Source organism: Pseudomonas putida (genome assembly GCF_016406145.1).
Classification (GTDB): domain Bacteria; phylum Pseudomonadota; class Gammaproteobacteria; order Pseudomonadales; family Pseudomonadaceae; genus Aquipseudomonas; species Aquipseudomonas putida_E.
This window is the reverse complement of the sequence record NZ_CP066306.1, coordinates 4,914,093-4,939,084: the sequence shown is the minus strand read 5'-3', so window position 1 is coordinate 4,939,084 and position 24,992 is coordinate 4,914,093. Positions and strand designations below refer to the sequence as shown.

At 63.1% G+C, this 24,992-nt stretch carries 23 protein-coding genes and 1 tRNA gene; 12 read left to right on the top strand and 12 right to left on the bottom strand.

Features of this window, described 5'->3' with window-relative positions; translation table 11 throughout:
* Window positions 1–80: 80 nt before the first annotated feature.
* From JET17_RS22765 to JET17_RS22755, 3 genes are all read right to left on the bottom strand, one after another.
* The gene (locus JET17_RS22765) at window positions 81–1,511 is read right to left on the bottom strand and encodes an aldehyde dehydrogenase family protein (protein ID WP_012316278.1); all 1,431 of its coding nucleotides are present in this window, start codon (window positions 1,509–1,511) and stop codon (window positions 81–83) included.
* Between the two features lie 13 nt (window positions 1,512–1,524).
* Complete coding sequence (locus tag JET17_RS22760) at window positions 1,525–3,027, bottom strand: purine-cytosine permease family protein (protein WP_012316277.1); 1,503 nt, start codon at window positions 3,025–3,027, stop codon at window positions 1,525–1,527.
* A 93-nt stretch (window positions 3,028–3,120) separates the two neighbouring features.
* Window positions 3,121–3,510: a YybH family protein gene (locus JET17_RS22755; protein WP_012316276.1), complete on the bottom strand. Its 390-nt coding sequence runs from the start codon at window positions 3,508–3,510 to the stop codon at window positions 3,121–3,123.
* Between the two features lie 246 nt (window positions 3,511–3,756).
* On the opposite strand from JET17_RS22755, the gene ycaC reads away from it, so the two are divergent.
* From ycaC to JET17_RS22720, 7 genes are read left to right on the top strand one after another with little or no spacing between them, the layout of a single operon-like run.
* Complete coding sequence (ycaC, locus tag JET17_RS22750; RefSeq protein WP_012316275.1) at window positions 3,757–4,377, top strand: isochorismate family cysteine hydrolase YcaC; 621 nt, start codon at window positions 3,757–3,759, stop codon at window positions 4,375–4,377.
* Between the two features lie 51 nt (window positions 4,378–4,428).
* The gene (gene ppk2, locus JET17_RS22745; protein ID WP_012316274.1) at window positions 4,429–5,247 is read left to right on the top strand and encodes a polyphosphate kinase 2; all 819 of its coding nucleotides are present in this window, start codon (window positions 4,429–4,431) and stop codon (window positions 5,245–5,247) included.
* A 36-nt stretch (window positions 5,248–5,283) separates the two neighbouring features.
* Window positions 5,284–6,480: a monovalent cation:proton antiporter-2 (CPA2) family protein gene (locus JET17_RS22740; RefSeq protein WP_012316273.1), complete on the top strand. Its 1,197-nt coding sequence runs from the start codon at window positions 5,284–5,286 to the stop codon at window positions 6,478–6,480.
* Between the two features lie 39 nt (window positions 6,481–6,519).
* Window positions 6,520–7,617: an AI-2E family transporter gene (locus tag JET17_RS22735; RefSeq protein ID WP_012316272.1), complete on the top strand. Its 1,098-nt coding sequence runs from the start codon at window positions 6,520–6,522 to the stop codon at window positions 7,615–7,617.
* Window positions 7,618–7,630: 13 nt separating this feature from the next.
* On the top strand, window positions 7,631–9,142 hold the full coding sequence (locus tag JET17_RS22730; protein WP_012316271.1) for an efflux transporter outer membrane subunit: 1,512 nt from the start codon (window positions 7,631–7,633) through the stop codon (window positions 9,140–9,142).
* Entirely contained in the window at window positions 9,142–10,227 is a 1,086-nt protein-coding gene (locus tag JET17_RS22725; RefSeq protein ID WP_012316270.1) for an HlyD family secretion protein, read from the top strand. Before JET17_RS22730 ends, JET17_RS22725 begins: the two co-directional genes overlap by 1 nt.
* The gene (locus tag JET17_RS22720; RefSeq protein WP_012316269.1) at window positions 10,217–11,227 is read left to right on the top strand and encodes a DUF2955 domain-containing protein; all 1,011 of its coding nucleotides are present in this window, start codon (window positions 10,217–10,219) and stop codon (window positions 11,225–11,227) included. The genes JET17_RS22725 and JET17_RS22720 overlap by 11 nt, the downstream gene beginning before the upstream one ends.
* A 4-nt stretch (window positions 11,228–11,231) precedes the next feature.
* On the opposite strand, the gene JET17_RS22715 is transcribed toward JET17_RS22720, so the two are convergent.
* The 9 genes from JET17_RS22715 to JET17_RS22675 form a co-directional block, all read right to left on the bottom strand.
* Window positions 11,232–12,953, bottom strand: coding sequence for a SulP family inorganic anion transporter (locus JET17_RS22715; RefSeq protein WP_012316268.1), 1,722 nt, complete (start codon window positions 12,951–12,953; stop codon window positions 11,232–11,234).
* A gap of 275 nt (window positions 12,954–13,228) precedes the next feature.
* Complete coding sequence (gene ychF / locus JET17_RS22710; protein ID WP_008099042.1) at window positions 13,229–14,329, bottom strand: redox-regulated ATPase YchF; 1,101 nt, start codon at window positions 14,327–14,329, stop codon at window positions 13,229–13,231.
* Between the two features lie 22 nt (window positions 14,330–14,351).
* Window positions 14,352–14,936, bottom strand: coding sequence for an aminoacyl-tRNA hydrolase (gene pth, locus JET17_RS22705; RefSeq protein WP_008099045.1), 585 nt, complete (start codon window positions 14,934–14,936; stop codon window positions 14,352–14,354).
* Between the two features lie 76 nt (window positions 14,937–15,012).
* On the bottom strand, window positions 15,013–15,609 hold the full coding sequence (locus JET17_RS22700) for a 50S ribosomal protein L25/general stress protein Ctc (protein WP_012316267.1): 597 nt from the start codon (window positions 15,607–15,609) through the stop codon (window positions 15,013–15,015).
* Window positions 15,610–15,727: 118 nt separating this feature from the next.
* A complete protein-coding gene (locus JET17_RS22695; protein WP_003247410.1) occupies window positions 15,728–16,669 on the bottom strand; it encodes a ribose-phosphate pyrophosphokinase in 942 nt (313 codons plus the stop codon).
* Window positions 16,670–16,717: 48 nt separating this feature from the next.
* Window positions 16,718–16,792, bottom strand: a tRNA-Gln gene (locus tag JET17_RS22690).
* A gap of 19 nt (window positions 16,793–16,811) precedes the next feature.
* Window positions 16,812–17,672 carry a 4-(cytidine 5'-diphospho)-2-C-methyl-D-erythritol kinase gene (gene ispE, locus JET17_RS22685; protein WP_012316266.1) on the bottom strand — a complete coding sequence of 287 codons (861 nt, stop codon included), beginning with the start codon at window positions 17,670–17,672 and terminating at the stop codon, window positions 16,812–16,814.
* A 3-nt stretch (window positions 17,673–17,675) separates the two neighbouring features.
* Window positions 17,676–18,293, bottom strand: a complete 618-nt coding sequence (gene lolB, locus JET17_RS22680) for a lipoprotein insertase outer membrane protein LolB (RefSeq protein WP_012316265.1) — start codon at window positions 18,291–18,293, stop codon at window positions 17,676–17,678.
* A gap of 4 nt (window positions 18,294–18,297) precedes the next feature.
* Window positions 18,298–20,019: a tetratricopeptide repeat protein gene (locus tag JET17_RS22675; protein ID WP_012316264.1), complete on the bottom strand. Its 1,722-nt coding sequence runs from the start codon at window positions 20,017–20,019 to the stop codon at window positions 18,298–18,300.
* Between the two features lie 188 nt (window positions 20,020–20,207).
* Here JET17_RS22675 and hemA point away from each other — a divergent pair, with 188 nt between their 5' ends.
* From hemA to murI, 5 genes are read left to right on the top strand one after another with little or no spacing between them, the layout of a single operon-like run.
* A complete protein-coding gene (hemA, locus tag JET17_RS22670) occupies window positions 20,208–21,485 on the top strand; it encodes a glutamyl-tRNA reductase (protein ID WP_012316263.1) in 1,278 nt (425 codons plus the stop codon).
* Entirely contained in the window at window positions 21,482–22,564 is a 1,083-nt protein-coding gene (prfA, locus tag JET17_RS22665) for a peptide chain release factor 1 (protein WP_012316262.1), read from the top strand. Before hemA ends, prfA begins: the two co-directional genes overlap by 4 nt.
* Window positions 22,564–23,394, top strand: a complete 831-nt coding sequence (gene prmC, locus JET17_RS22660; protein WP_012316261.1) for a peptide chain release factor N(5)-glutamine methyltransferase — start codon at window positions 22,564–22,566, stop codon at window positions 23,392–23,394. Before prfA ends, prmC begins: the two co-directional genes overlap by 1 nt.
* Complete coding sequence (locus JET17_RS22655; RefSeq protein ID WP_012316260.1) at window positions 23,388–24,143, top strand: molybdopterin-synthase adenylyltransferase MoeB; 756 nt, start codon at window positions 23,388–23,390, stop codon at window positions 24,141–24,143. The genes prmC and JET17_RS22655 overlap by 7 nt, the downstream gene beginning before the upstream one ends.
* The gene (gene murI, locus JET17_RS22650; RefSeq protein WP_012316259.1) at window positions 24,136–24,933 is read left to right on the top strand and encodes a glutamate racemase; all 798 of its coding nucleotides are present in this window, start codon (window positions 24,136–24,138) and stop codon (window positions 24,931–24,933) included. The genes JET17_RS22655 and murI overlap by 8 nt, the downstream gene beginning before the upstream one ends.
* The last annotated feature ends 59 nt before the right edge of the window (window positions 24,934–24,992 follow it).

Below are 24,992 nucleotides of genomic sequence, written 5' to 3'. Positions count from 1 at the left end.
GGCCCCTCAGGTGCTACGTCAGGCCCCAGAGTGGATGTCGGCTTGCCGGCGCTTGGGCCGCCTGGCGGCCTCTAGGGCAATCAGCCCAGGCACCGCGTCACATGTTTGACCGACAGGTAGCCCGACAACCCCCAAGGCCCGAGCTCCCGCCCGATGCCGCTACCCTTGGTGCCGCCCCAAGACGTCTCGACGAACACCGCTTGCACCGAGTTGATCCACACATGCCCGACTTCCAGCGCATCGGCCACCCGCTCGGCGCGCTCCAGGTCCGCTGAGCAAACGGTGGCGACAAGGCCGAAACGGCTGTCGTTGGCCTCGGTAATTGCGTCTGCTTCGGTCGAGAATCGACGTGCGCACAGCACCGGCCCGAAGATTTCTTCATTCCACAGGCGGCTGTCCACCGGGACGTCGGCATACAGCGTCGGGCTGACAAACCAGCCGTCGCGGTCCAGTGCTTTGCCACCGGCCAGGCACTGCAGGCCTTCTTCACGGGCTGTGGCAAAGTAGCTGGCGACCTTCAACCATTGCGCCTGGCTGGTCAGCGGGCCCATGTCCACTTCTTCCGTCAGTGGGTTACCGACGCGCAGCGTTTCCAGTGCCTGCTGCAGGCGTGGCAGCAGCGCATCGGCAATGCCATCGTGTACCAGCAAGCGCGAGGTGGCCGAGCACATTTGCCCAGCGTTCCAGGTGATGCCGGCGACGATCCACTCTACCGCCTGGTCCACATCGCAATCATCGAACACCACGATTGCCGATTTGCCGCCCAACTCCAGGGTCACGGGTCGGCACTGTGCCGATGCGCTGCGCATCACCTGGCTGCCGACGCTGTTGCTGCCGGTGAACGACAGCTTGTCCAGGCCGCTGTGGCTGCTTAGTGCGGCGCCAGTCTCGGCCTTGCCGTTGACAATGTTCAGCACGCCGGCAGGCAGGCCCAGGGTATCTGCGATCTGGCCGTAGGCCTGCTCGATCAGCGGGGTGACTTCCGAAGGCTTGAGCACCACGGTGCAGCCTGCAGCCAAGGCCGGTGCCAGCTTCCATGCGCTGGTCACCAGCGGGAAGTTCCACGGCACGATCAGGCCAACCACACCCACCGGCTCCAGCCGGGTGCGGGCAGTGAAGCCCGGTGCGGCCAGCGCCACTTCGCGATTCCTTTCCGGCAGTTGCTCGGCCAGGTCGGCGTAATAAGCGAAGGTGGCTATGGCATCGTCCAAGTCGATTTCGGCCTCATGGCGAGGCTTGCCGTTGTTGCGCATTTGCAGGTTGATCAATGCTTCACGGCGTTGCCCGAGCTGCTCGGCAAAACCGCGCAGGTAGGCCGCACGCTCGTTGGCGCTGACCTGCTTCCAGGTGGGCAGGGCTTCGCGCGCCGCCGCAACGGCCAGGTCGACCTGGGCAACGCTGGCGGCCATCAGTTCGGCGAAAGGTTGGCCCAATGCAGGGTCATTGACGCTGATGCAGTCGCTGCCCTGGCCTTCGACCCAGCGGCCGGCAATGTAGTGGGAAGTGGTCATGATCGTTATCCAGTCAGGCCATTTCGGCCGGGTTCAGCACCGGCATGTGCGCGGTGCTTTTGCAGCGCACCCAGCGCGGGCCGTTGGGGCCATACACACCAGCAGGTTCAGGGAAAAGGTTGAGCAGCAGCAGGTAAAGCACACCGGCCATGCCCAGGGTTACCGGCAGGCTCACGTCGATGCCGCCAGCCAGGTCGCCCAGCGGGCCGACGAACTGCCCAGGCAGGTTGACGAAGCACAGGCCTACCACCGCGCTGGGGATCCACGCCCCCATGCCGCGCCAGTTCCAGCCATGCAGGAACCAGTAGTGGCCGCCGCGTTGGCCGCGGGTGAACACTTGCAGGTCGTCGGCGTGGTAGAAGCCGCGGCGGGTGATCAGGCCGAGAATCATGATCACCATCCACGGGCTGGTGCAGGTAATGATCAGCACGGCGAAGGTCGAAACGCTCTGCACCAGGTTGAAGGTGAAGCGGCCGATGAAGATGAAGGCAATGGCCATTACCCCGATCAGTACGGTGGCGCCCGCGCGGCTGAGCAAGCGCGGGAACACGCTCGACATGTCCAGCCCGGTGCCATACAGCGCAGTTGTGCCGGTAGACATGCCACCGATCACCGCGATCAGGCACACCGGCAGGAAGAACCAGCTAGGCGAAATCGCCAGCAGGCCACCCACGTAATTGTTGGCGGCGATGTAGTCCGCGGCCTGGGTGGCCACCAGGGTGGCGGTGCACAGGCCGAACAGGAACGGGATCAGCGTGGCGGCCTGGGCGGCGATCACTGCCAGCATGATGCGCGCCTTCGGCGTTTGCCGTGGTATATAGCGCGACCAGTCGCCGAGGAAGGCGCCAAACGATACCGGGTTGCTCATGGCCAGAATCGCCGCGCCGACGAAGGCCGCCCAGAATCCGGCCTGACCAAGGTTCACGCTCCCGGCGTAGCCCGCATCGAACGGGCCGGCGAAGGCGAAGATACCCAGCAGGAACAGCAGGCTAGAGGCCCACACGGCAACCTTGTTGACCCACAGCATGAAGCGGAAGCCGAAGATGCACACCACCAGCACCAGGATGGCGAACAGGCCGTAGGCCAGGCCCAGAGTCAGGTCGGTTTCGGGCAGCCCGGCCAGGCGCTTGGCGCCGCCGACCAGGGCATCGCCGGAACTCCATACCGACAGCGAGAAGAACGCCACGGCGGTGAGCAGCGACAGGAACGAGCCGACGATGCGCCCATGCACGCCGAAGTGGGCGCCCGAAGACACCGCGTTGTTGGTGCCGTTGAGCGCGCCGAACAAGCCCATGGGCGCAAGGATCAGCGCACCCACGCCGACGCCGAGCAGGATCGCCCAGACCCCGGCCTGGAACGACAGCCCGAACAGTACCGGGAAGCTACCCAGCACGGCGGTGGCAAAGGTGTTGGCACCGCCGAAGATCAGGCGGAACAGGTCCAGGGGGGAGGCGTCGCGTTGATCGTCAGGGATCTGTTCGACGCCATTGGTCTCGATACCGGTCGAGTGGCTCATGGTGATGCTCCAGCGCGGTTGTTGTAGGCCGGCGCGGTGCGCGGGCCCTCTTGTGGGTGCGATGGCAGGGCGGCAGGGCCGCGTAAAGGTGAATCAGGCTACGGTGACGACCGACAGATGCTCATGGCAGGCCAGCCAGCGTTCACCGTGGCGGCGGAACACGATGGTTTCGCGCTCGGCCAGTCGGTGCTGCTCGCCGGCGATGCGGATGTGCGTGGCAACATCGTGCATGAAGATCGCCACATCACCCTGCAGGCTTACCTGCGCATTGCTCGAAAGGCAGCCGAGCACGGCAAAACCCTCGGCCTGCCATTGGGCCCAGAGGTCTTCGTAGGCGCCGCGCGACAGCAGCGGTTGCGCCAAGGTGTGGAAAAGAAAGGTGGCGTCTTCGCTGAAACAGGCGAAGTAGCGGGCGGTGTCGTTGCTGGCGAAGGCGGCTACGAGGTCGGCGGCGGCCTGCCGTACCTGAAGTGTCTGGTCCACGGGAGTGGCCTCACGGTTATTGTGATTGTGGTGAAGCGATTCTGGTGGGGGTTGGCGGGGGAACAAATCGCTGGGGGGAAATAATTAGTTCAGGAATTTGTGAAGTGATTGCAGGTACACGCTTGGCAGACGTTTGATCTCAGGAGGAGGTGTCATACCCAGAAGCGAACCGACTGACGGTCTTACCCACCCCCCATCCTTGCCTACGCTGAAACTCCCACCCCAACGTTAGCAAGGAGATCGGTCATGGCCTTCCAATACAAGCGTCTGGACAAGAGCAACACTGCGGTTTTGCTGGTCGATCACCAGACCGGCCTGCTGTCGCTGGTTCGGGACATCGACCCCGACCGTTTCAAGAACAACGTGTTGGCGCTCGCTGACCTGGCCGAGTACTTCAAGCTGCCCACCATCCTCACCACCAGTTTCGAAACCGGCCCCAACGGGCCGCTGGTGCCCGAACTCAAGGAGCAATTCCCCGACGCCCCCTACATCGCCCGGCCGGGCAACATCAACGCCTGGGACAACGAAGATTTCGTCAAGGCGGTGAAGGCCACCGGCAAGAAGCAGTTGCTGATCGCCGGGGTGGTCACGGAAGTCTGTGTGGCCTTCCCGGCGTTGTCGGCGCTGGAGGAGGGCTTCGAGGTGTTCGTGGTCACCGATGCCTCCGGCACCTTCAATGAGCTGACCCGTGATTCGGCCTGGCGGCGGATGGAGGCAGCCGGGGCGCAACTGATGACCTGGTTCGGGGTGGCCTGCGAGCTGCATCGCGACTGGCGCAATGATGTTGAAGGGTTGGGCACGTTGTTCTCCAACCACATTCCCGACTACCGCAACCTGATGACCAGTTACAGCAAGTTGGCCAAGTAAAACGGCAGGGATCGACCATACTCACTGTTCATTCGCCCCAAGGAGCGTGTCATGGCCAAGCCGTCCAGGAAGAAAGACTTGCAGGCGCCTGTCGAGAAGCTGGGTGGCAAGGCCTATGACAAACAGCTGAAAAACCTGCATGTGGAATTGGTGAAGCTGCAGGAATGGGTCGTGGCCAAGGGCCTGAAGGTGTGCATCGTGTTCGAGGGCCGTGATGGTGCTGGCAAGGGCGGTACCATCAAGGCCATCACCGAGCGGGTCAGCCCACGAGTGTTCCGTGTGGTGGCGCTACCGGCGCCGACTGAACGGGAAAAGTCCCAGATGTATGCCCAGCGTTACCTCAACCACCTGCCGGCAGCGGGGGAGGTGGTGATCTTCGATCGCAGCTGGTACAACCGCGCCGGCGTTGAGCGGGTGATGGGCTTTTGCACCGACGAGCAGGCCGGCAAGTTCCTCGCGGTGGTGCCCTTGCTGGAGAAACTGATGGTCGAGTCGGGGATCATCCTCATCAAGTACTGGCTCGAAGTCAGTGCCCAGGAGCAGACCCGCCGCCTGCAGGACCGCATCAATGACGGCCGCAAGGTATGGAAACTCTCTCCCATGGACCTTAAGTCCTACACCCGCTGGGACGAATACACCCTTGCCCGCGATGAGATGTTCGCTGCCTCCGACTCATCGTGGGCACCGTGGTTCCTGGCCCACTCCGACGACAAACGCCGTGCTCGCCTGAACATCATCAGCCATCTGCTTTCGCGCATTCCCTACAAGGACGTTACCGGTGACAAGGTAGTGAAGCTGCCCAAACGGGGCAAGATCGGCAAGTACAAAGCTGTAGCCTATCCCTTCAAAGTGGTCCAAGAGCGTTTCTGATTCCCTCACTGCGCATGGTCGCAAGGGTACGAACCTATGCCACATGATGGCAGCCTGCTGCAGGCTACAGTGGTCTTCCTGCTGGCCGTGGTACTTCTGGTGCCACTGGCGCAGCGTCTGAAGATGGGGGCGGTGCCTGGCTATCTTCTTGCCGGCATTCTGATCGGCCCTTCGGTATTTGGCCTGCTTGATAACCCAGGCAACGTGGCACGGATTTCGGAGATCGGTGTGGTCATGTTGCTGTTCGTGATTGGCCTGGAGCTATCACCACAGCGCTTGTGGACCATGCGGCGGGCGCTTTTTGGTGTCGGGACGCTGCAGGTCGGGCTGACTGCCTTGGTGCTTGGCTTGCTGGCGTACGCTGTGTTTGGCCAGTCGAAACCGGCGTCCATCGTTCTGGGGCTGGGTCTTGCCCTGTCGTCCACCGCGTTCGGCCTGCAGGTGCTGGCCGAACGCAAGGACCTGGGCAAACCGCACGGCCGCCTGGCCGTGGCCATCCTGCTGTTTCAGGACATCGCCGCCATACCGCTTATTGCCGTCGTGCCGTTGCTCGGCGGTGATGTCAGCACTACCGATGAGCGCGCTTGGCCGCTGCTGGCGGTGTCACTTGGCATTGGCCTGGTGATCGTCAGCGGCCGTTACCTGATGACGCCGGTGTTCAGATGGACAGTCGGGTCAGGCCTTCCTGAGCTGTCGACCGCCACCGCCTTGCTGGTGGTGCTGGGCACGGCCTGGGTGATGGAGCATGTGGGCGTATCCATGGCCTTGGGCGCTTTTCTTGCCGGTGTACTGATGGCCGAGTCACCGTTTCGCCACGAACTGGAAACCCAGATCGAGCCGCTCAAGGGCCTGTTGCTGGGGTTGTTTTTCGTCGGGGTGGGAATGAGCGCCGATTTGCGTCTGCTGTTCGGCATGCCTCTGGCCGTGCTGGGGCTGACGTTGTTGTTGGTGGGCATCAAGTTGCCGCTGCTCTGGGGGTTGGGCCGGCTGGCGGGTGGGCTGACTCACCCGCAGGCGCTGTGCCTGGGGGTGGTACTGGCATCGGGCGGAGAGTTTGCGTTCGTCGTATTCAAAATGGCGCACGAACATCACGTACTGACTCAACAGGTGCACGACCTGCTGGTGCTCGCGATCACCCTGTCGATGGCGGTAGTGCCGCTGGTGATGATGGCCCTGGCGCGGCAGCTGCCTGAGCGCGATATCTCGCACCCTGCACCCAGAACGGACCACTGAATCGCGCCTCCTGGCGCACTGAGCACGAGGAGATGAGTCATGCAGCCGAGTATCAAACTGGACAGCGCCCGGTCACGGGGCCTGCTCGATGTGCTCATCAAGGCAGGCCTGGTGGCTGCCCTGGTGCTATTTGCCTTTCAGGTTTTCCAGCCATTCCTGGAGCTGATGCTGTGGTCGGTGATCCTGGCGGTGACGTTGTATCCGCTGTACCAGCGCATCAAGCGTGGTTCAGGTTTCAAGGACGGCTATGCGGCGACACTGGTGGTGCTACTGGTGCTGGTGGTATTGCTGGTACCGATCTACCTGGTGGTGATGTCCATCGGTGAATCGGTAGACCACCTGGTGTCGCTGATCAGGAGCGACAGCTGGAGCGTGCCGGTGCCGCCCGACTCTGTGGCCAACTGGCCACTGATCGGGCCGAAAGTCCATGCGCTGTGGCTGTCAGCCTCCGAGAACCTGGCCGATGTGATTGCGCAATGGATGCCCCAGCTCAAGAGCGCCGGGCGTACGGCATTGGGTGCGGCGGCCAGTGCCGGCGGGGCCTTCCTGCTGTTCGTCGGTGCGATTATCATTTCCGGCGTGATCATGGCTTTTGGTGATCGTGGCGAGATCGCAGCACAGCGCATCGCCATGCGGATTTCTGGAGAAGAGCGAGGCAAGCCGCTTGCCACGTTGTGTACCGCTACCATTCGTGCGGTGGCGCAAGGGGTGATCGGCATCGCCTTCATCCAGATGCTGCTGATCGGTGTGGGCTTCGTGATCAAAGGCGTACCAGGTGCCGGCATGCTCGCCATTCTCATCCTCATGCTGGGGATCGCCCAGGCCCCGGCGACGTTGATCACCTTGCCGGTGATCATCTACGTACTGAACGTCGAGGGCTTCACCGTGGCCACTATCGTGTTCGCTGTCTACACCTTCGTCGCCGGGCTTGCCGACAACGTTCTCAAACCCTTGCTGCTGGGCCGCGGGGTGGATGTGCCAATGCCGGTTGTGTTGATCGGTGCGCTGGGCGGCATGGTGGTCAAGGGCATTATCGGGCTGTTTCTCGGCCCGGTGATCCTCGCTGTGACCTACGTGCTGTTCTGGCAATGGGTGGCCTTGCAGGTGCCGGAGCAACCTGCGCCGCCGGCAGCCTGAGCCAAGGCCTGCCATGCCCAGGCGCTGCTGTGGGTTGAGCCTGCTGATGGTGCTGGCCGGTTGCACCCAGGTCGGCCCGGACTATGAGACGCCCCGGCACGCGTGGCTGGGCAGCTGGAGTACGCCATTGCTCGAGCAGGCCCAGCGCAGGGCTGCGCAGCCGGAGCTGCGCCAGTGGTGGGCAGTGTTTGCCGACCCGGCCTTGGACGCACTGATCGCCGAGGCCGACGCCAATAACACCAGCCTGCGCGTAGCCGGCCTGCGCGTCGCCGAGGCCAGGGCGCAGTTGGCCATCGTCCAGACCGGGCGTTATCCACAGTTGCAGCAACTGCGCGGGCAGAGTCTGTACCTCAAACAGGACCAGTCCGGCACCGCCAGCGCCCGCGATTCGGTGTTCTGGCAGTCCAGCGCGGGTTTCGATATCGGGTGGGAAATCGATTTCTGGGGGCGTTTCAGCCGCGCCATCGAAAGCGCCGATGCCGCTTATTTCGCGTCCCAGGCCAATTACGCCGACGCCATGCTGCTGATGCGTGCGCAGGTGGCCGACACCTACTTTGCCCTGCGCACCGCCGAGGCGCGGCTGCAGATCGCAACGGAAAACGCCAGGCGCCAGGCGCGTAGCCTGGAAATTACCGAGCGGCTGTTCCGCCACGGCGAGAACGACGAGCTCGACTGGCAGCAGGCGCGTACCCAGTACCTGGCAACTCAGGCCACGATTCCCGAGTTCGAAAACCAGCTCAATGCCTTGCGCAATGTGCTCTGCGCGTTGCTTGACAGACCGCCCGGGCCACTGCCGCAGCTGGCTGCGCGGTACGGCCAGTTACCGCTGCCGGACCGGGCTGTGTTGCAGGACGTGCCCGCCAGCCTGCTGCAGCGGCGCCCCGACATTCGTGCCGCCGAGCAAGCCGTGGCGGCGCAGTCGGCACTCGTCGGGGTGGCCACCGCGGATCTTTATCCACAGCTGAGCCTGCTGGGCAGCATCGGCTGGACTTTCGTATCGGCCAATCAACTGCCCAACACCTTCGACCTGGCTGCCGGGCCAAGCCTGATATGGAGCCCCTTCGACTACGGCCGCCGCAAGAATGCCGTGCGTGTCGAGGATGCGCGCCTGCAGCAGTTGATTGAGCTGTACCAGCAAGGGGTGCGTGAAGCTGCGCGTGAGGCCGATGACGCCGCCAGTGGTCTGGTGCGTTCGCTGCAGAGCGCCAGCATTCGCCAGGACGCCTCGCAGGCCGCTCAGCGCTCGCTGAACCTGGCCAGCGCCCAATACCAGGAAGGCTTCGCCGATTTCCAGCGCGTGCTCGATGCCCAGCAACTGCTGTTGCAGCAGCAGGACGGCTACCTGGTCAGCCGGGGGAACGCAGTGAGCAGCCTGGTGACGCTGTATAAAGCGCTGGGCGGTGGTTGGGACAACCAGCGCAAGCCCGTTGACCCGGCCACCCGCCAGCAGATGGAAAACCGTACCGATTGGGGTGACCTGCTGGACGAGCCGGCCCCCGCCGACCCTGAACAAGGTGAGCCCTGATGAGCGACGCCGTGGACACGCCCCCTGACCGCGCCATGCACTGGGTGTTGGTGCTGATCATAGTGAGCCTGGTCTGGTACCTGCTTGCCGACCGATTCACGCCTTACACCCAACAGGCTCGTCTGCAAGCCTATGTGGTGCCTGTGGCCGCTGAAGTTGCCGGGCAGGTCAAGCGCGTGGCGGTGGGCAACAACCAGCAAGTGCGCCAGGGTGATGTGCTGTTCGAGCTGGATCAGGAGCAGTACCGCATTGCCCTGACCCGCGCCCAGGCAGATCTGGATACGGTACGCCGGCAGATTGGCGCCAATACCGCTGGCATTGACTCGGCCCAGGCCGCCTTGGTAGCGGCTCAGGCCAACGAGCGCAAGGCCCGCCAGGATGCCGAGCGGCTCAAACGGCTGATCGAAGAAGACCCAGGTACCGTGTCGGTACGTCGCCTTGAAGGGGCGCAGGCAACCCGTGACCAGGCCATCAGCCAGGTGGCGGCAGCGCGCGCGGAAGTCGAACGGGCGCGGGAGCAGCAAGGCGGGGTGGAGGCGGACAACGCGCAACTGCGCAGTGCGGCGGCCAATGTGGAAAAGGCCCGGCTGGACTTGGCCCGCACCGTGGTGCGCGCCGATGCCAATGGGCTGATCACTGACCTGCGCACTGACGTGGGCCACTACGTTCCCGCCGGCAGCGCGATGATGACCCTGATCGCCATCCACGACGTGTGGATAAGCGCCGACATGACCGAGAACAATCTCGGCCGTCTGCGCCCTGGTACACCGGTGCTGGTGGTGCTGGACGCCATCCCCGGTAGGGTATTGCAAGGGCATATCCGCAGCATCGGCTATGGCGTGAGCGTGGGGCAGGGCACGCCGCCGGGTGCCTTGCCGACCGTACAGAACAGCCGCGAATGGCTACGCTCGGCGCAGCGTTTTCCGGTGATCGTCGAGCTCGACCGAGACCAACTTGCAGACAGGTCCGGGCTGCGTGTGGGCGGTCAGGCCGAGGTCATGGCCCTGCCCGGCGAAGGTAACCCTCTGAGCCTTCTAGGGCGCGTGTTCATGTGGCTGATGAGCTGGCTGTCGTATGCCTATTGAGCTGCGACGCCTGCGTGCGCTGCGCCTGGCCTTAGGCGTGGCGCTATGCCTGGTAGCGAGTTTTGGCCTTGGCCTGCCGGTGCCCATACTTGCGCCGGTATTCGCGGTGCTGTTGTTGGCCATGCGCAGTGAGCCGTTGCCGATCAAGGCGGCACCGATGTTGGCAATACTGGTGTTGCTGAGCTGTGGCAGCGGCCTTTTGCTGATACCCATTTTGCGCCATGCGCCGGTGAGTGGCGTGTTGCTGGTCGGCGTGGGGGTATTTCTGGTGTTGCGCTATGCGCTCAAGGGGGGCAACGGCTTGCTTGCCAACCTGTTGGTGGTTGGCCTGACCATGATAGCGGCTGCCGGTACCAGCGATTTCACCCTGGCGCTGATGGTGGTCGAGGCGATGGCCAAGGGCATGCTCCTGGCGGTGCTGGGGACGGCGTTGGCCCATGTGCTGGTTCCAGAACCTGCGAATGCGCCTGCGCAACCTGCGCCGCCATTGCCCGATCGCGCCGATGTCGGCTGGATAGCCTTGCGTGCCACGCTGATCGTCATGCCGGCGTTCCTGCTGGCGCTGATCGCGCCCGACGCGTTCATGCCCCTTATCATGAAGGCGGTGAGCCTTGGGCAGCAGGCTGGCGAGACCCGGGCCCGGCATGCCAGTCGTGAGCTCATCGGCTCGACGGTGCTGGCAGGGGTGTTGGCGATGCTCATGTGGGCAGCATTGAGCGTGTTCGTGCACCTGTGGATGTTCTTCCTGTGGGTGCTGCTGTTCACGCTTTGGCAGGGGCGCAGGCTCTATGGCGTGGCAAGCACGCGGCACAGCCCTGCGTACTGGGTGAGTTGCCTGACCACCCTGCTTATCCTGCTGGGGCAGTCAGTGCAGGACAGTGCAGCCGGCCAGGACGTCTATCGGGCGTTTGCGGTTCGCATGGCGTTGTTTCTGGCCGTGTCGCTGTACGCCAGTGCCTTGCTGATATGGCTCGACCGGCGTCGGCTCAGGGCCGTTTAGCGACTCAAGGCTTCCAGTCCACTCCGGTGTCCTGCAGATAAGCATCCACCGCAGCGCCGACAGTGGGGTGAAACGCCGTCTCGCCCATGTGCTGGAGCAATTCGAACCGTTTCATCTTGTCTTTCACCGGGTCCTTCATCTCGGCGAACTGCAACTCGACTCCCCGGGCCTCCAGCGCCCGGTCGAGTTCGGCCAGCATGTCCGCCGAAGTGATATCGATGCTGGTCACCGGTTCCGCTGCAATCACCAACCGCTGCACGGGGGTAGGCGACTCATCCACCGCCGCCAGCACCGTGGCCTGAAACTGCTCGGCATTGGCGAAGAACAGCGGCGCATCCCAGCGCAGCAGCACCAGGCCCGGTATCCGGCGAGCCTGTGGATAACGCTGCACGTCATGGTAGCCGCGGGTGCCGTCGACCCGCCCGAGCACCGCATGATGCGGCCGCCAGCCATCCCACAGGAACTCGATCACCGAAATCGCCACGGCAATGCAGATGCCGGGGATGGCGCCGAACACCGCAACCCCCACGAAGCAGGTGAACGACAGCCAGAACTCCCATTGCTGCATGCGAAAGATGCGCTTGAGGTCGGCGAACTCGAAAAGCCCCATTGCCGCCGCGATCACCACTGCGGCCAGTGCACTGGTGGGCAGGTATTGCAGGAGGTTGGGCGCGACCAACAACAGGATTGTCACAGCCATCGCGCCGATGATGCCGGTAAGCTGGGTCTTTGAGCCGGCCGCCTCAGCTACCGGAGTGCGCGATGAGCTGCTGCTGATCGGGATGCCCTGGAACAGCCCGGAGGCCAGGTTGGCCACGCCCAGGCCGAACATTTCCTGGTTCGGGTTGACCGGTGTTTTCAGGCGCGCCGCGTAAGTGCGTGACAGCACGCTGGTATCGGCGAACGACACCAGTGCCACGGCTATGCCGCCCAGCAGGACCTCGACCAAGTCGATGCCGGTTACCCATGGGAAGGTGAAGCTGGGCAAGCCCTGGGGTAGCTCACCGAGTACTTTCACGCCCATCTGGTCGAGGTCGAACAGGCTTACCGCCAGGGTGGCGAGTACCACGGCGATGAGGATGCCCGGTAGGCGCTTGTAGGGCTTGAGCAGCAGAATCAGCGCCAGGCTGGCGCCGCCTACTGCAAAGCTGGGCCAGTGCCCCTGGCCGGCGATCAAGGTCTGTGCCAGCTGCCACAGATCGCGCAGGGGCCCCTGGCTGTCGATCGAGAGGCCGAACAGCTTGGGCAACTGGCTGATCAGCACGGTGAGCGCGATACCGTTCATGTAGCCGTAGCGGATAGGCTTGGACAACAACTCGGTGATGAAGCCTAGCCGCAGCAGCCCAGCGATCACGCAGAAGGCGCCGGCCACCAGGGCCATCAGGCTGGCGATGGCGATGGCTCGCTGGGGGTCGCTGGCAGCGTACTGCACCACCACGGCCAGGATCGGCGCGGCCAGCGCTGAATCCGGGCCGAGCACCAGGATTCGGCTGGGGCCGAACAAGGCGTAGGCCAGCAACGGAACGATGGTCGCGTACAAGCCGTAGATGCCGGGTACACCGGAGGCTTCGGCGTAGGCGATGCCCACGGGCACCAGCATGGTGGTGAGCACCAGCCCGGCAGCGATGTCCTTGGGTAGCCAGGCGAGCTGGTAGTGCATCAGGGTAGCCAGCCCAGGAAGCCAGCGTTGCCAGTCGAAGCCGGGGCGGGGAGGTGTTTCATGCATGGTGGGGGCTCCAGGGCGGAGGACGCATGAACGTGCTTTTTAGCGGGCTGGCCCGAATGGGCGCTACTGCGGCAGCCCCCCAGACGTAAGCCAATTACCAACTTGAAACCAAATGCTTCAATTCAAGATAGCTTGGGAATTGTCCCGTGCAGGCCACAGCAATCCACGCATCCGCCCAGGCGTATCACCAACGCCCTGTGAACAACAAAAAAACCCTTGAGCCGCGAGGCTTCAAGGGTTTTTCACTCGGCCCGTTTCAGGCCCGTGCTTACAACTCAGACGTTGAAGCGGAAGTGCATGACATCGCCGTCTTTGACAATGTAGTCCTTGCCTTCCAGACGCCACTTACCGGCTTCCTTGGCACCGCCTTCACCCTTGAACTGGATGAAGTCGTCATAGGCCACCACTTCAGCGCGGATGAAGCCTTTTTCGAAGTCGGTGTGGATCACACCTGCTGCCTGAGGTGCGGTGGCACCGACGCGTACGGTCCAGGCACGCACTTCCTGCACGCCGGCAGTGAAGTAGGTCTGCAGGTTGAGCAGCTCGTAACCGGCGCGGATCACGCGATTCAGGCCAGGCTCTTCCAGGCCCAGGGCCTCGAGGAACATGTCCTTCTCTTCACCGTCGTCCAGTTCGGCGATCTCGGCTTCGATCTTGTTGCACACCGGCACCACGACCGCGCCTTCTTCTTCGGCAATGGCTTTGACCACGTCCAGGTGCGGGTTGTTGTCGAAGCCGTCTTCAGCCACGTTGGCGATGTACATCACCGGCTTGCTGGTCAGCAGGTGGAAGCCACGGATGACGGCTTTCTCGTCGTCGGCCATGTTCTTCATCAGGCTGCGTGCCGGCTTGCCTTCGGTGAAGTGCGGGATCAGCTTTTCCAGGATTGCCTTTTGCGCCAGGGCTTCCTTGTCGCCGCCCTTGGCGTTGCGGGTGACCTTCTGCAGTTGCTTCTCGCAGCTGTCCAGGTCAGCGAAGATAAGCTCCAGGTCGATGATCTCGATGTCGCGCTTGGGGTCGACGCTGTTGGAAACGTGGATCACGTTTTCGTCTTCGAAGCAGCGCACCACGTGGGCGATGGCGTCGGTCTCGCGGATGTTGGCGAGGAACTTGTTGCCCAGGCCTTCACCTTTCGAGGCGCCGGCCACCAGGCCGGCGATGTCGACGAACTCCATGGTGGTCGGCAGGATGCGATTAGGCTTGACGATTTCCGCCAGCGCAGCCAGGCGCGCGTCGGGCATCGGCACGATGCCGCTGTTCGGCTCGATGGTGCAGAAAGGGAAGTTCTCCGCCGCGATGCCAGACTTGGTCAGGGCGTTGAACAGGGTGGACTTGCCGACGTTGGGCAGGCCGACGATGCCGCAATTGAAACCCATGGGTATTCCCCTCTCTAGGAAATCAGGCCTTCTGGCTGTGCAGCTCGCGCATTGCCTTGGCGAAATCGCCGGCAAGCACGTCCGGCAGCACGCCGAGGGCAAAATCGATGCTGGCGTCGAGCTTCTCCTGCTCGGCGCGCGGCGCGCGGCCCAGGACGAAGTTGGAAACCAGTTTGGCGTCACCCGGGTGGCCGATGCCAAGCCGCAGGCGGTGGAAGTCGTTCTGGTTGCCGAGCTGCGCGATGATGTCGCGCAGGCCGTTGTGCCCACCATGGCCACCGCCGCGCTTGAGCTTGGCGACGCCTGGAGGCAGGTCGAGTTCGTCATGCGCCACCAGGATCGCTTCCGGCTTGATGCGGAAGAAATTGGCCAATGCCGCCACGGACTGGCCGCTACGGTTCATGTAGGTGGTGGGGATGAGCAGACGAACATCGTTGCCCTGATGGCTGAATTTAGCCGTCAGGCCGAAATACTTGCGGTCAGCGGTCAAGGAGACGCGCTGGGCGCTGGCAATGCGTTCAACGAAAAGAGCCCCTGCGTTATGCCGGGTCTGTTCGTATTCGGGGCCGGGGTTACCCAGGCCGACGATCAACTGGATGGCGGTCACGTAGGGGCTCTTCCTTGGAGTTGGTGGGTTACGGTGCGCGGCACTGTAACCCGATCAACACCGGCGCGCGAGTGGATTACTCAGCGGCGCCTTCTTCAGCTTCTGGAGCAACGCGTGGAGCGTGAACGTTGGCAACAGCTTTGTCATCACCGTGGGCCAGAGCGACGAACTCTACGCCTTTCGGAGCTTTCAGGTCCGACAGGTGGATGATGGTGCCGATTTCAGCATTGCCCAGGTCGACTTCGATGAACTCAGGCAGGTCTTTGGCTTCGCAGGAAACTTCGATCTGCGATTCAACGTGCGAGATCTCGCCGCCTTTCTTGACCGGGGCTTCTTCGTTGATGAAGTGCACTGGAACAACAGCGGTCAGCTTCTGGCCAGCAACGACGCGAACGAAGTCGGCGTGCATGATGAAGCCTTTGGCCGGGTGGCGCTGCATGGCCTTGACTACGACGTTCTGCTTGGCGCCGTCGACGTTCAGCTCGATAACGTGGCTGAAGGCAGCTTCGTTTTCGAACAGCTTGGCGATTTCCTTGGCCACGATGGTCAGGGATTGAGCTTCTTTATCGCCACCGTATACAACGGCCGGGATGTTCAGCGAGTGACGCAGGCGGCGGCTCGCACCTTTCCCCAGGTCACTACGCACTTGGGCGTTCAGAGTGAAATCAGTCATTTTGTTTCTCCAAAATAGCCCCCCGAGGGCGTTTGCGACCAGCGCCAACGGGGATGGCAAAAAAGCCCCGCCCCAACACATGCTGGGGCGGGGCGCTTCATATCAACACGTATTCCGCTTAGCGGAACATCGCACTGATCGATTCTTCATTGCTGATGCGGCGCACCGCCTCAGCGACTACCGGTGCGATATCCAGCTGGCGGATACGGTCACAGGCTTGAGCAGCGGCGGACAGCGGAACGGTGTTGGTCACCACCAGCTCGTCCAGTACCGACTTCTCGATGTTCTCGATCGCACGGCCCGAGAGGACAGGGTGCGTGCAGTAGGCATAAACCTTGGCAGCGCCGTGTTCTTTCAGTGCCTTGGCCGCATGGCACAGGGTGCCGGCGGTATCGACCATGTCGTCTACCAGGATGCAAGTGCGCCCTTCGACGTCGCCGATGATGTGCATGACTTCGGAGTGGTTGGCCTTTTCACGGCGTTTGTCGATGATACCCAGGTCGACACCCAGGGACTTGGCGACGGCACGTGCGCGCACGACACCACCGATGTCCGGGGAGACGATCATCAGGTTCTCGAAACGCTGGTCTTCGATATCGTCGACCAGTACGGGCGAGCCGTAGATGTTGTCGACTGGGATATCGAAGAAACCCTGGATCTGGTCAGCGTGCAGGTCGACGGTGAGAACACGGTCGATACCCACGACAGTGAGCATGTCAGCGACGACTTTGGCGCTGATGGCTACACGTGCCGAACGCGGACGGCGGTCCTGGCGGGCGTATCCGAAGTAAGGAATCACGGCGGTGATTCGGGATGCTGAGGAGCGGCGGAAGGCGTCGGCCATCACTACCAGTTCCATCAGGTTATCGTTGGTCGGGGCACATGTCGGCTGAATAATGAAGACGTCTTTACCGCGGACATTTTCATTGATCTCAGTGCTGATCTCACCGTCGGAGAATTTACCGACAGAGACGTCACCGAGAGGGATATGCAGCTGACGTACGACACGCCGAGCCAGATCGGGGTTAGCGTTCCCCGTAAAGACCATCATCTTGGACACGCGCAGTACCTGGAGGCTGAGGGTATACCTGGATGAGTATAAGGAAAATGGCAGGGGCGGCTGGATTCGAACCAACGCATGGCAGGATCAAAACCTGCTGCCTTACCGCTTGGCGACGCCCCTGTATCTCTTGCTGCGAGCGCTAGGCACTCGACTTCTTGACCAGACTTTGCAGCTTGCGATGCAACATCGAAACATTGCTTCCTTTCGCCACAAACCCTGTTTGGGTCGCTGAAAGAAGGGCCAGAACTTTATCAGCTTCGGCTTTGCTTGGGAAGGCCCCAAACACACAACTTCCAGTGCCGGTTAATCGAGCTTCAGTGAATTTACCCAGTGAATTCAACGCGTTGCGAACTTCCGGGTAACTCTGCTCTACCACCGGTTGGCAGTCATTTCGACTGTTTCCCTCGGGAACGGGGCGCATCTTAAGGGGGAGGGAATCACGTGTCAACTGTGGATGTGAAAAAATTTCTACTGTGCTGACAGACACTTGCGGCACCAGCACGACGTACCAGGGTTCGGCCGGGTCGACCGGCGTCAGTTGCTCACCCACTCCTTGGGCGAATGCTGCATGGCCACGCACGAACACCGGCACGTCGGCACCCAGTGTCAGGCCCAGGGCAGCCAGGCGATCCTCATCCCAATCCAGTTGCCACAAGTGCGCCAGCGCCAGCAGTGTGGTCGCTGCATCCGAGCTTCCGCCACCGATGCCGCCGCCCATGGGCAGCACCTTGGTCAGCCAGATGTCGGCGCCAAGGCCGGTGCCGGACTGTTCCTGCAACCTACGTGCGGCGCGCACGATCAGGTTGCTGTCGTGGGGCACCGCTTCGATTTCGGTGTGCAGGCGGATAGCGCCGTCTTCACGCAATGCGAAGGTCAGCTCGTCGCCGTGATCGAGGAACTGGAAGACGGTCTCCAGCTCATGGTAACCATCCGGGCGGCGGCCGATGATGTGCAGCCACAGGTTGAGCTTGGCCGGGGCGGGCAGGGTGAGCCTGTGCATCGGTCAGTGCCCCAGCTGGCGCGGCTGCCAGTCCTTGACCACCAGGGTCACGTCGAGGTCCTTGCCGTGCAGCTTCAGGCGCTCGGGCAGCCAGTAGCCGTTCTGTTCGGTGTAGCTCAGGTACTGCACCTGCCAGCCGTCCTGGTCGAGGCTGGCCAGGCGGCTGTCGCCATCGAGGGTCAGCTTGCTCTTGCTGTCGGGGGCAGGCAGGCCGCGCACCCACCAGACCAGGTGCGACACCGGCAATTGCCAGCCCAGCTGTTCTTCCAGCAACGCTTCTGGGCTGGCCGCTTCGTAGCGGCCCTGATTGGCCACTTCCAGTACCACACCGCCGGGGCGGCCGGTCAGGCGTGCAGCGCCTCGGCCCAGCGGGCCGGCCAGGCGGATGTCGTAATAGTCCTGGCGCTGCAACCAGAACAGCGTGCCACTGCCGGAGTCGCGCGGGGCGCGGATGCCGACCTTGCCGTTGATCTGCCAGCCGTCAAGGCTGCTCAGTTGCTCTTTATGGGCGCGCCACTGCTGTGGGTCGCCGTGGCCCTGCAGGGCCTCGCGGCTACCGAAGCCGGCACAGCCGGCCAGCAGGGCGATCAGGGTGAAGGTGATGCAATGGCGCAAAAACATGGCGTTAAAGGGTCTCGGATCCGGTCAGGCGCAAGACGGTCTTGCGCAGGATAGGGCTGTCGGGCTGGGCCTCGAAGGCCTTGGCCCATACCTGGCGAGCTTCACGGCGCTTGCCGTTGGCCCACAGAACCTCACCCAGGTGAGCAGCCACTTCATGGTCGGGGAAGCGCTCCAGGGCCTGGCGCAGGTAACGCTCGGCCTCTTCGAGGTTGCCCAGGCGATAGGCGACCCAGCCCATGCTGTCGAGGATTGCCGGGTCGTCCGGGGTCAGCTGATAGGCCTTTTCGATCAGGGCCTTGGCTTCACCGTAACGGGTCGTGCGGTCAGCCAAGGTATAGCCCAGGGCGTTCAGCGCCATGGCGTTTTCCGGTTCGCGGGCGATGATGGCGCGCAGGTCTTTTTCCATTTGCGGCAGGTCGTCACGCTTTTCGGCCAGCATGGCGCGGGTGTAAAGCAGGTTGAGGTCGTCCGGGTAGCGCTGAATGGCCTGTTGCAGCACCTGGTTGGCTTGGGCGTCCTTGTTGTTGTTGCTGTAGCTTTCCGACTCGATCAGGTACAGCTGGGTGGCGAGCTCCGGCTGCGCCTCGCGCGCCTCGGCGAGCTGGCGGGACGCCTCGGTGCCACGGCCGTTGGCGATAAGGATATCGGCCTGACGCAATTGTGCCGGCAGGTAATCCGGGCCCGGGCCGACCAGTGCGTATTCGCGCAGGGCGCCGGCCGGGTCGTGGCGTTCTTCGGCGATGCGGCCCAGGTTCAAGTGGGCGGCGTCGACGTTGCTGTCACGCTCGATCAGCTCACGCAGGTAGCTCTCGGCTTCGTCCCAGTCCTTGTTCTCCAGGCACACCAGCGCCAGCGAGTAACGCAGCTCGTCGTCATCGGGGTATTGCTGGACCAGGCTGACGAACTCGCCCTTGGCGTCGGCGATGCGGTCCTGTTCGACCAGGGTGCGCGCATAGGTCAGGCGCAGGCGCTTGTCTTCCGGGTTGTCGCGGATCGCCCCGCGCAGCAGCGGCAGGGCTTCCGGGCCGCGGTCCAGGGCCTGGAGCAGGCGGGCACGAAGCAGGGTCGGGGCTATCTCGCCATTCTGCGCCGGGTGGGCTTCAAGCAGTTCGAGGGCTTCTTCGGCTTTGCCGTCCTGGTTCAGCAGCAGGGCCTTGCCGAACACCAGCTGGCTGTTGTCGGGGTACTTGACCAGTAGGCGGTCGAAACTCTGCATCAGGCCGTCGCGGGTGCTCTGGTCGGTCTCTGCGGCCGACAGGGCGAGGAAGTCGAAGTGCGTATCGCCCTGGCCCTGCAGCACCTTCTCCATATAAGTCATGGAGTCGTCATAGCGGCCTGCCCGCGCCAGCTGGATGGCAGCGGCGCGCTGGGCGTCGAGGTTCTGCGGGTCGTTGCGGGCCCAGATCAAAGCGCTGTCCAGGGCCGGCTCGTCGGCGCCGAGGTATTCGGCTATGCGGTAGGCACGCTCGGACACGCCCGGGTCCTGGGTTTTTTCGGCCTGGTCGGTGTAGTTTGCCAAGGCGATATCAAACCGGTTGCGCTGGCCGGCCAGTTCGGCCACCAGCAGGCTGTAGAGCGTGTCCTGCTTGAACGACCCATACACCACGGGCTTCTCGGCCTCGGCCTTGCCGGCTTCGGCAACGGGAGGCTCGGCCTTTTGCGGGGCCAGGCTCTGGCAGCCCTGGAGCAGGGCGAAGGCAAGCAGCAGTGCGTAGGGTCTGTTCATATAAAGAGGCTTAGAAGGACTTACCGGCGGTCGGAGCATGATGACACAAGCGCGGGGGCAAACCCACACGCGAAGGTCGCGGTTTACAGTGATGCTCTTGGTATATAGGGACAATAGCGAACGGTGGTTGTTCTAAAACCTGCGAAAGAGGACAATTATCGGCTTCTCGTCACAACCAGCGACCTTGCATGGCCTTTCTTGCACTTGGTATCAACCATAAGACTGCCTCGGTAGACGTACGCGAGCGCGTGGCGTTTACCCCAGAGCAGCTGGTCGACGCCCTGCAGCAGCTCTGCCGGCTGACTGCCAGCCGTGAAGCGGCGATCCTGTCGACCTGCAACCGCAGCGAGCTCTATATAGAGCAGGATCAGTTGTCCGCCGAGGCGGTCCTGCAGTGGCTGGCCGATTATCACCGCCTGAGCCTGGATGAACTGCGGGCCAGCGCCTATATCCATGAAGAGCATGATGCCGTCAGGCACATGATGCGGGTGGCCTCGGGCCTCGACTCGCTGGTGCTTGGCGAACCGCAGATCCTGGGCCAGATGAAGTCGGCCTATGCCGTGGCGCGCGAGGCTGGCACCGTCGGCCCGCTGCTTGGGCGCCTGTTCCAGGCCACCTTCAGTGCGGCCAAACAGGTGCGTACCGACACCGCGATCGGCGAGAACCCGGTGTCGGTGGCGTTTGCTGCGGTCAGCCTGGCGCGGCAGATCTTCAGCGACCTGGGCCGTAGCCAGGCGCTGCTGATCGGCGCCGGTGAAACCATCACCCTGGTTGCCCGCCACCTGCATGAGCAGGGCGTGCGCCGTATCGTCGTGGCCAACCGGACACTGGAGCGGGCCAGCCTGCTGGCCGAGCAGTTCGGTGCTCACGCGGTGCTGCTGGCCGATATCCCACAAGAGCTGGCGCACAGCGACATCGTCATCAGCTCAACCGCCAGCCAGTTGCCCATCCTGGGCAAGGGCGCGGTGGAAAGTGCGCTGAAGCAGCGCCGGCACAAGCCGATCTTCATGGTCGACATCGCCGTGCCGCGCGACATCGAGCCAGAGGTAGGTGAACTTGACGACGTGTACCTGTATACCGTCGATGACCTGCACGAAGTGGTCGCGGAAAACCTCAAGAGCCGCCAGGGCGCAGCCCAGGCGGCCGAAGAGCTGGTCTCGGTGGGCGCAGAAGACTTCATGGTGCGTCTGCGCGAACTGGCCGCGGTCGACGTGTTGCGCGCCTATCGCCAGCAAAGCGAGCGCCTGCGCGACGAAGAACTGCAAAAGGCCCAGCGTCTGCTGGCCAACGGTGGCAACCCCGAGGACGTACTGGCGCAACTGGCCCGGGGGCTGACCAACAAACTCCTGCATGCGCCCAGCGTGCAGCTGAAAAAGCTCTCGGCCGAGGGCCGCCTCGATGCGCTGGCCATGGCCCAGGAACTCTTTGCCCTCAACGAGGGCTCGACGGACAAATCCTTGCAATGAAAGCGTCGCTGCTGAACAAACTGGACACGCTCCAGGACCGCTTCGAGGAACTCACCGCCTTGCTCGGTGATGCCGAAGTCATTTCCGACCAGGCGCGCTTTCGCGCCTATTCTCGCGAATACTCCGAAGTGGAGCCGGTGATCGGCGCCTATAAAGAGTGGCGCAAGGTGCAGGACGACCTCGAAGGTGCCCAGGCGCTGCTCAAGGACGCCGACCCCGATATGCGCGAAATGGCCGTGGAGGAAGTGCGCGAAGCCAAGGAGCAGCTGGTGGGGCTGGAGTCGCAGCTGCAGCGCATGCTGTTGCCCAAAGACCCTAATGACGGGCGCAACGTATTCCTCGAAATTCGCGCCGGCACCGGCGGCGACGAGGCGGCCATCTTCTCGGGCGATCTGTTCCGCATGTATTCGCGCTATGCCGAACGGCGCGGCTGGCGCCTCGAGATTCTCTCCGAGAACGAAGGCGAGCACGGCGGCTATAAAGAGATCATCGCCCGCGTCGAAGGCGACAGCGTTTATGGCAAGCTCAAGTTCGAGTCTGGCGCGCACCGCGTGCAGCGGGTGCCTGAAACCGAATCGCAGGGCCGTATCCACACCTCGGCGTGCACCGTCGCGGTACTGCCGGAGCCGGATGAACAAGTGGCTATCGAGATCAATCCGGCTGATTTGCGCGTGGACACCTACCGCGCATCCGGCGCCGGTGGTCAGCACGTCAACAAGACCGACTCGGCCATCCGTATCACGCACTTGCCTACCGGCATCGTGGTGGAGTGCCAGGAGGAGCGTTCGCAGCACAAGAACCGGGCCCGAGCCATGTCCTGGCTGTCGGCCAAGCTCAATGACATGCAGACCAGCGCCGCGCAGAACGCCATCGCCAGTGAGCGTAAACTGTTGGTAGGTTCGGGCGACCGCTCAGAACGAATCCGTACCTACAATTATCCACAGGGGCGGGTGACCGATCACCGTATCAACCTGACCCTGTATTCCCTCGACGATATCCTGGCCGGGGGTGTGGACGCTGTGATCGAACCGTTGCTGGCCGAGTACCAGGCTGATCAGCTGGCGGCATTGGGGGACTGATGACCATCATTGCCAGCCTGCTGCGCAACGCGCAACTTCCGGATTCGCCCACCGCACGCCTGGACGCCGAACTGCTGCTGGCGGCGGCCATCGGCAAATCACGCAGCTACCTGCACACATGGCCTGAGCGTATCGTCAGCAGCGAGGATGCGCAGACCTACGCGGGCTACCTGCATCGTCGCCGCAGCGGCGAGCCTGTTGCCTACATTCTGGGCCAACAGGGTTTCTGGAAACTCGACCTGGAAGTGGCACCCCACACGTTGATTCCGCGCCCTGATACCGAGCTTCTGGTCGAGACGGCGCTTGAGTTGCAGCCTGCAACGCCCGCCAAGGTGCTCGACCTGGGCACTGGAACCGGCGCGATAGCGTTGGCCTTGGCCAGCGAATGCCCGGCTTGGCAGGTCACGGCACTGGACCGGGTCGAGGAAGCGGTAGCGCTGGCTGAGCGTAATCGTCAGCGCTTGGGCCTGGGCAACGTCAAGGTGCTCGCCAGCCACTGGTTCAGTGCCTTGGACGGGGAGCGTTTCGACCTGATCCTCAGCAACCCGCCGTACATCGCTGCCGAAGACCCGCACCTGGCTGCCGGTGATGTGCGCTTCGAACCCAGCAGTGCACTGGTGGCCGGGGCCGATGGCCTGGACGACCTGCGGCTGATTGTTGGCCAGGCGCCGGCGCATCTGCTGCCCGGTGGCTGGCTGCTGCTCGAACACGGCTACGACCAGGCACCTGCCGTGCGTGCGCTGCTGACCGGGCAAGGCTTCATCGAGGTGGCCAGCCGCAAGGACCTGGGCGGCCACGAACGTATTTCCCTGGGGCGCCTGCCATGCTGACCGATCAGGAGTTGTTGCGTTACAGCCGGCAAATTCTACTGGCACAGGTGGATATCGAAGGCCAGTTGCGCCTCAAGCAAAGCAAGGCGCTGATCATCGGGCTGGGTGGTCTTGGCTCGCCGGTGGCGCTCTACCTGGCAGCAGCGGGTGTAGGTGAGCTGCACCTGGCAGACTTCGATACCGTCGACCTGACCAACCTGCAGCGCCAGGTCATCCACGACAGTGGCAGCGTTGGCATGAGCAAGGTGGACTCGGCGCTGCAGCGGCTTGAGGCCATCAATCCTGAAATTACCTTGGTCGCCCATCGTCAGGCGCTGGACGAAGATTCACTGGCTGCTGCGGTAGCAGCCGTCGACCTGGTGCTGGACTGTTCCGACAACTTTGGTACCCGGGAGGCGGTCAACGCAGCTTGCTTCGCCCATGGCAAGCCGCTGGTCAGTGGTGCAGCCATCCGCCTCGAAGGGCAGCTGTCGGTGTTCGACCCTCGGCGCGATTACAGCCCTTGCTACCATTGCCTGTACGGCCATGGCAGCGAAGACGAGCTGACCTGCAGCGAAGCCGGAGTGATCGGCCCGCTGGTGGGGCTGGTCGGCAGCCTGCAGGCGCTGGAAGCCATGAAACTGCTGGCTTGTTTTGGTGAGCCGCTGGTGGGCCGTTTGCTGCTGATCGACGCACTGGGCACGCGCCTGCGTGAACTGCGGGTCAAGCGTGACCCGGCTTGTGCGGTATGTGGCAAACGCGATGGCTGAGCGCTCGGCACCGGTCGGCGTGATGGACTCCGGGGTCGGCGGTTTGTCGGTCCTGGCTGAGATCCAACGCTTGCTGCCCAGCGAGTCGCTGCTCTATGTGGCCGATTGCGGGCATGTGCCGTATGGCGAGAAAACCCCCGACTACATCCGGCAGCGCTGCCGGCGCATTGCCGAGTTTTTCCAGGCGCAAGGTGCCAAGGCGATGGTCCTGGCCTGCAACACCGCAACGGTGGCAGCAGTTGCCGACCTGCGTGAGCGTTACCCCGACTGGCCGCTGGTAGGGATGGAGCCGGCAGTGAAGCCTGCCGCTGCTGCCACCCGTTCTGGCGTGGTCGGTGTGCTGGCCACTACCGGCACTTTGCAGAGCGCCAAGTTCGCCGCCTTGCTCGACCGCTTCGCCAACGATGTACGTGTGGTCACCCAGCCTTGCCCTGGGCTGGTCGAGCTGATCGAGACGGGTGACCTTGGTAGCCTGCAATTGCGCCAGCTTTTGCTTGGCTATGTGCAGCCCTTGCTTGCGGCAGGTTGCGATACGTTGATTCTCGGGTGTACCCATTACCCGTTCCTGCGCCCGCTGCTGGCCGGTATGGTGCCCGCCGATGTGGCTATCATCGATACCGGGGCTGCGGTGGCCCGGCAACTGAAACGGCTGTTGGCCGCACGCGAACTGCTGGCAGATGGGCCGGCGCGCGATGCTGCATTCTGGTCCAGCGCCGATCCGCGATCATTGGAAAACATCCTACCAGTGCTGTGGAACACCTCTGGCAGTGTGCAAAGGCTTCAGTTGTAAAAAAAACGTGAAAAACAGCTGAACTATCGTCCCACTCCTGATTTCTATCCTTTGCCTGC

What these genes read in the sequence shown, in the direction of transcription:
- JET17_RS22655 (WP_012316260.1), top strand. Translation starts at nt 23,388, where the DNA reads ATGCTGACCGATCAGGAGTTGTTGCGTTACAGCCGGCAAATTCTACTG.
- ychF (WP_008099042.1), bottom strand. Translation starts at nt 14,329, where the DNA reads ATGGGTTTCAATTGCGGCATCGTCGGCCTGCCCAACGTCGGCAAGTCC.
- ycaC (WP_012316275.1), top strand. Translation starts at nt 3,757, where the DNA reads ATGGCCTTCCAATACAAGCGTCTGGACAAGAGCAACACTGCGGTTTTG.
- JET17_RS22765 (WP_012316278.1), bottom strand. Translation starts at nt 1,511, where the DNA reads ATGACCACTTCCCACTACATTGCCGGCCGCTGGGTCGAAGGCCAGGGC.
- JET17_RS22730 (WP_012316271.1), top strand. Translation starts at nt 7,631, where the DNA reads ATGCCCAGGCGCTGCTGTGGGTTGAGCCTGCTGATGGTGCTGGCCGGT.
- JET17_RS22760 (WP_012316277.1), bottom strand. Translation starts at nt 3,027, where the DNA reads ATGAGCCACTCGACCGGTATCGAGACCAATGGCGTCGAACAGATCCCT.
- lolB (WP_012316265.1), bottom strand. Translation starts at nt 18,293, where the DNA reads ATGTTTTTGCGCCATTGCATCACCTTCACCCTGATCGCCCTGCTGGCC.
- murI (WP_012316259.1), top strand. Translation starts at nt 24,136, where the DNA reads ATGGCTGAGCGCTCGGCACCGGTCGGCGTGATGGACTCCGGGGTCGGC.
- JET17_RS22675 (WP_012316264.1), bottom strand. Translation starts at nt 20,019, where the DNA reads ATGAACAGACCCTACGCACTGCTGCTTGCCTTCGCCCTGCTCCAGGGC.
- JET17_RS22725 (WP_012316270.1), top strand. Translation starts at nt 9,142, where the DNA reads ATGAGCGACGCCGTGGACACGCCCCCTGACCGCGCCATGCACTGGGTG.
- JET17_RS22700 (WP_012316267.1), bottom strand. Translation starts at nt 15,609, where the DNA reads ATGACTGATTTCACTCTGAACGCCCAAGTGCGTAGTGACCTGGGGAAA.
- JET17_RS22735 (WP_012316272.1), top strand. Translation starts at nt 6,520, where the DNA reads ATGCAGCCGAGTATCAAACTGGACAGCGCCCGGTCACGGGGCCTGCTC.
- prmC (WP_012316261.1), top strand. Translation starts at nt 22,564, where the DNA reads ATGACCATCATTGCCAGCCTGCTGCGCAACGCGCAACTTCCGGATTCG.
- prfA (WP_012316262.1), top strand. Translation starts at nt 21,482, where the DNA reads ATGAAAGCGTCGCTGCTGAACAAACTGGACACGCTCCAGGACCGCTTC.
- ispE (WP_012316266.1), bottom strand. Translation starts at nt 17,672, where the DNA reads ATGCACAGGCTCACCCTGCCCGCCCCGGCCAAGCTCAACCTGTGGCTG.
- JET17_RS22740 (WP_012316273.1), top strand. Translation starts at nt 5,284, where the DNA reads ATGCCACATGATGGCAGCCTGCTGCAGGCTACAGTGGTCTTCCTGCTG.
- ppk2 (WP_012316274.1), top strand. Translation starts at nt 4,429, where the DNA reads ATGGCCAAGCCGTCCAGGAAGAAAGACTTGCAGGCGCCTGTCGAGAAG.
- hemA (WP_012316263.1), top strand. Translation starts at nt 20,208, where the DNA reads ATGGCCTTTCTTGCACTTGGTATCAACCATAAGACTGCCTCGGTAGAC.
- JET17_RS22715 (WP_012316268.1), bottom strand. Translation starts at nt 12,953, where the DNA reads ATGCATGAAACACCTCCCCGCCCCGGCTTCGACTGGCAACGCTGGCTT.
- JET17_RS22720 (WP_012316269.1), top strand. Translation starts at nt 10,217, where the DNA reads ATGCCTATTGAGCTGCGACGCCTGCGTGCGCTGCGCCTGGCCTTAGGC.